The 4,329-nt window shown below is 74.8% G+C and carries 5 protein-coding genes and 1 pseudogene; 5 read left to right on the top strand and 1 reads right to left on the bottom strand.

Features of this window, described 5'->3' with window-relative positions:
* From ACIP4P_RS12190 to ACIP4P_RS12175, 4 genes and pseudogenes are all read left to right on the top strand, one after another.
* Positions 1 to 209: pseudogene (locus tag ACIP4P_RS12190) on the top strand (hypothetical protein); the annotation flags it as partial.
* Complete coding sequence (locus tag ACIP4P_RS12185; protein WP_350517445.1) at positions 206 to 1,123, top strand: NAD(P)-dependent oxidoreductase; 918 nt, start codon at positions 206 to 208, stop codon at positions 1,121 to 1,123. The pseudogene ACIP4P_RS12190 and the gene ACIP4P_RS12185, both read left to right, overlap by 4 nt.
* On the top strand, positions 1,120 to 1,812 hold the full coding sequence (locus tag ACIP4P_RS12180; protein ID WP_400917127.1) for a spherulation-specific family 4 protein: 693 nt from the start codon (positions 1,120 to 1,122) through the stop codon (positions 1,810 to 1,812). Before ACIP4P_RS12185 ends, ACIP4P_RS12180 begins: the two co-directional genes overlap by 4 nt.
* Before the next feature lie 22 nt (positions 1,813 to 1,834).
* Positions 1,835 to 2,821, top strand: a complete 987-nt coding sequence (locus tag ACIP4P_RS12175; RefSeq protein ID WP_400917125.1) for an endo alpha-1,4 polygalactosaminidase — start codon at positions 1,835 to 1,837, stop codon at positions 2,819 to 2,821.
* Positions 2,822 to 2,884: 63 nt separating this feature from the next.
* On the opposite strand, the gene ACIP4P_RS12170 is transcribed toward ACIP4P_RS12175, so the two are convergent.
* Entirely contained in the window at positions 2,885 to 3,088 is a 204-nt protein-coding gene (locus tag ACIP4P_RS12170; RefSeq protein ID WP_350517448.1) for a hypothetical protein, read from the bottom strand.
* A 154-nt stretch (positions 3,089 to 3,242) separates the two neighbouring features.
* On the opposite strand from ACIP4P_RS12170, the gene ACIP4P_RS12165 reads away from it, so the two are divergent.
* Positions 3,243 to 4,196, top strand: a complete 954-nt coding sequence (locus ACIP4P_RS12165; RefSeq protein ID WP_400917123.1) for an aldo/keto reductase — start codon at positions 3,243 to 3,245, stop codon at positions 4,194 to 4,196.
* Positions 4,197 to 4,329: the final 133 nt, after the last annotated feature.

Here is a 4,329-nt window from a genome sequence, read left to right as displayed (position 1 = left end):
GCTACTGGCTGGACATCGGCCGCCCGGACGACTACGACCGGGCGAACGCCGAGTTCTCCTCGATCCGCCCGGTCCTGATGCCCTTCGAGTCGACCGGCGCCACGCCGGGCCTCGCGGAGCTGCCGATCCCGGCCGCCCGCACCGCCCCGGACGCCACCGTCGACGAGCCCGCCGCCGCGGGCGCCGAGAGCGACGGACGGGCCGCGTGAGAATCCTGCTGCTCGGCGGCGACGGCTTCCTCGGCCGTCACGCCTCCGCCGTCCTGCGGTCACTGCCCGGGGCCACCGTGCTGACCGCGGGCCGGCGTCCCGCCCACGACCTCCGGCTGGACCTGGGCACCGCCCAGGCCGGCCCGCTCGGTGAGGAACTGGCCGCGCTGGCCCCCGACGTGGTGGTCAACTTCGCCGGCGCGGTGGCCGGCAGCGCGGTCAAGCTCGCCGAGGTGAACGCCCGCGGACCGGCGGTGCTCTGCGAGGCGCTCGCCCTGGGCGCCCCGAAGGCCCGGCTGGTGCACATCGGTTCGGCCGGCGAGTACGGCGTCTGCGCCGAGGGCGAGTCGCTGACCGAGCAGGCCGACGCCCGCCCGGTGGGCGTGTACGGCGCGACCAAGCTGGCCGGCTCCCTCGCGGTGGCCGGCTCGGCGCTGGACGCCGTGGTGCTGCGGGTGTTCAACCCGGTCGGCCCGGGCGCACCGGCGGGCTCGCTGCCCGGCCGGCTGGCGGCCGAGCTGCGCCGGGTGGCGCCCCGGGGTGCCGACGGCGTGGTCACGGTCGGCGACCTCTCCGCCTTCCGGGACTTCGTCGACGCCCGGGACATCGCCGCGGCGGTCGGCCTGGCCGTCACCGCCGAGGGCCCGCTCCCCCGGGTGCTCAACCTCGCCTCCGGCCGGGCCCAGCGGGTCCGGGCGATCGCCGACGGCCTGGTCGCGGCGGCCGGCTTCACCGGCCGGATCGACGAGAGCGGGGCCGGCTCCGAGCGTTCCGCCGCGGTCTCCTGGCAGCAGGCCGACGTGTCGGCCGCCGCCCGGGAACTCGGCTGGCGCCCGGCGACCGACCTCGCCGACACCCTGCGCGACCTGTGGCTCAGCACCGCCGAGCCCGCGCCGACCCCGGTGGTCGCATGACCGGGACCACCCCCGACGGCCGCCTGCTGGTGCCGCTGTACGTCCACCCCGCGGTGGACCCGGCGGCCTGGCGGGCGGTCGCCGCCGCCGACCCCGCCCGGATCGCCGCCGTGGTGCTCAACCTCGCGGACGGCCCGGGCGAGCACCCGGACCACGTCTTCGCCGAGGCCGCCGAGGAACTCCGCGCGGCCGGGCTGCCGTTGGTCGGCTACGCCGACACCGACTACGGCCGCCGGCCCCACGCGGCCGTGGTCGCGGACATCCTGACGTACCGCCAGCGACACGGCATCACCGGCGTCTACCTCGACCAGGTCGCCACCCACCCGGGCGCGCTCGCGCACTACCGGCGCCTCGCGACGGCCGCCCGGGCGGCCGGCTGCGGCACCGTGGTGTTCGGCCACGGCGAGCACCCGGACCCCGGCTACGCCGAGGTCGGCCTGGCCGACCTGCTGGTCACCTTCGAGGGCGACTGGGACGCGTACCGCGCGATGACCCTGCCACTGTGGACCGGCCGCCACGCGGCCTCCCGCTTCTGCCACCTGGTCTACGACGTCCCAGCCGAAGCCGCCCAGGACGCCCGGGCACTGATCGCCGCCCGGCGAGCCGGCGTCGGCTGTGCCGTACCGGGCGCCGGGGAGAACCCCTGGCGCACCCTGCCCCACGATCTGACCGCCGCCGAACTGACCTGACCCGACCCGGAGTTCGACTACCGTGAACCGCCGCAACCGGCTGCTGCCGGCCGCCCTGGCCCTCGCCACCGCCACCGCCCTGCTGGTCAGCTCGTGCAGCAGCTCGGGCTCGGAGGACGACCACGACTCGGCCGACGGCTCCCAGAGCACCTCGCCGACGGCCACCGCCCCGAGCACCCCCGGCACCGGGACGCCCGGCACGCCGAGCGGGACCGGCACCAGCTCGGCCCCCGGCACCCCGAGCGGCACCACCGCCCCGGGCACCCCGCCGGGCACCACCCCGCCCGGCACCACCACCCCGCCGGCCGGCGCCCGCTGGCAGCCCACCCCCGGCCTGGCCTGGCAGTGGCAGCTCGGCGGCACCGTGGACCAGTCGGTGGACGTGCCGGTCTACGACATCGACGGCTTCGAGAACGACGCCTCGGTGGTCGCCGCGCTGCACGCCAAGGGCCGCAAGGTGATCTGCTACATCAACGCCGGCTCCTGGGAGGACTTCCGCCCCGACTCCGCCGCCTTCGCCAAGTCCCTGCAGGGCTCGGACACCGGCTGGAAGGGCGAGAAGTGGTTCGACATCCGCAAGCTCGACCAGCTGAAGCCACTGATGGCGGCCCGCTTCGACATGTGCCGGAGCAAGGGCTTCGACGCCATCGAACCGGACACCATCGAGGCCTACAACCAGAACAGCGGCTTCCCGCTCACCCCGGACGACCAGCTCGCGTACAACCGCATGCTGGCCCAGCTCGCGCACGAACGCGGCATGGCGATCGGACTGAAGAACGACCTCGACCAGATCCCCGCGCTGCTGCCGGACTTCGACTTCGCGGTCAACGAGGAGTGCTCGCAGTTCGACGAGTGCGACCGGGTGTCGCCCTTCATCAAGGCGGGCAAGGCGGTCTTCCACGTCGAGTACAAGCTCGACACGGATCAGTTCTGCGCCAAGACCAAGGCGCTGGGCTTCAGTTCGATGCAGAAGAAGCTCGACCTCAACGCCTGGCGCAAGCCCTGCTGAGGCCGGTCCTCACGGTGCGTACCGTCGCGCGGGTGACCCGGACCGGGGCCACCCGCGCGAGGGTCACTTGACCGCCAGCCAGACGACGGCGCCCAGGACGACCAGGGCGACGACCGCGACCAGCGCGATCACGCCGGTGCGACTGCCGCTGTTCTTGCTGCTGCCGTAGGTGGAGACGGAACCCGGTGCCTGACGCGCCGGGGTCTCGTCGACGAACGCCCGGAACATCTGGGTGCTACCGGCGGGGTCGTAGTCGTTGTCAGCCATGGCACGGACTCTAACGAATCCGCCCACCTCAGGCACACCCCGGACCCCTCCTCGGGCGAACACACCACCCGCGCGTGCGACGGCGGTACGACCGGAACGTGAATTCCGTGTGATCGACGGAATGCGCTGCCGCACAAGCGGGTTGACTTCGGTCATGACCGGAAACCAGAGCCGGGTCCGCCTCGGCACCTCCGACCTGTCCGTCCACCCGCTCTCGCTCGGCGGCAACGTCTTCGGCTGGACGGCCGACGAACAGCAGTCCTTCGCCGTGCTGGACGCCTACGCGGCCGCCGGCGGCAACTTCGTCGACACCGCCGACGTCTACTCCGCCTGGGCCCCCGGCAACACCGGCGGCGAGTCCGAGACGGTCATCGGCAACTGGCTGCGCAGCCGGGGCAACCGCGACGAGTTCGTGATCGCCACCAAGGTCGGCAGCCACCCCGAGGCGAGCGGACTGGCCGCGGCCACCATCAAGTCCTCCGTCGAGGGCTCGCTGCGCCGACTGGGCGTCGACCACATCGACCTCTACTACACCCACCGGGACGACGACACCCCGGTCGAGGAGTTCGTGACGGCCCTGGACGAGCTGGTCCGCGCGGGCAAGGTCCGGGCCGTCGCCGCCTCCAACATCTCCGCCGAGCGGCTCGCCGAGGCGCTGTCCTTCGCCGAGCGCGAGGGCCTGGCCAAGTACGTCGCGGTGCAGCCGCACTACAACCTGGTCTCCCGCGCCACCTTCGAGGGCCCGCTGGCCGAGGTGGTCGCCGAGCACGGCCTGTCCACCGTGCCCTACTACGCGCTCGCCTCCGGCTTCCTGACCGGCAAGTACCGCCCGGGCGGCGCCGACGTCGACAGCGCCCGGGCCGAGGGCGCCGCCCGCTACCTGGCCGAGCCGCGCGGCCCGAAGGTGCTGGCCACGCTGGACTCGGTCGCCGCCGAGCACGGCGTCGAGCCCGCGAGTATCGCCCTGGCCTGGCTGGCCGCCCGCCCGACGGTCGCCGCCCCGATCGCCAGCGCCCGCACCGTCGACCAGCTGCCCCCGCTGCTGGCGGGCGCCACGCTGCGGCTCACCCCGGAGCAGACCGCGCTGCTGGACGAGGCCTCGGCCTGACCCGACGCGGCGGGGCCCCCCCCCCCCGGGGGGGGGGGGGGGCCCCCCGGGCCCCCCCCCCCCCGCCGACCGAAGGGGGGCGGGGTGTAGCCCGCGGTGTGGGGCGGAATACCGACGGTGGTGCCCCGCCGGG

Source organism: Kitasatospora sp. NPDC089509 (assembly GCF_044749365.1).
GTDB lineage: Bacteria > Actinomycetota > Actinomycetes > Streptomycetales > Streptomycetaceae > Kitasatospora.
Note: the sequence above shows the minus strand (reverse complement) of the source record. Positions and strands in the feature narration are given on the sequence as shown.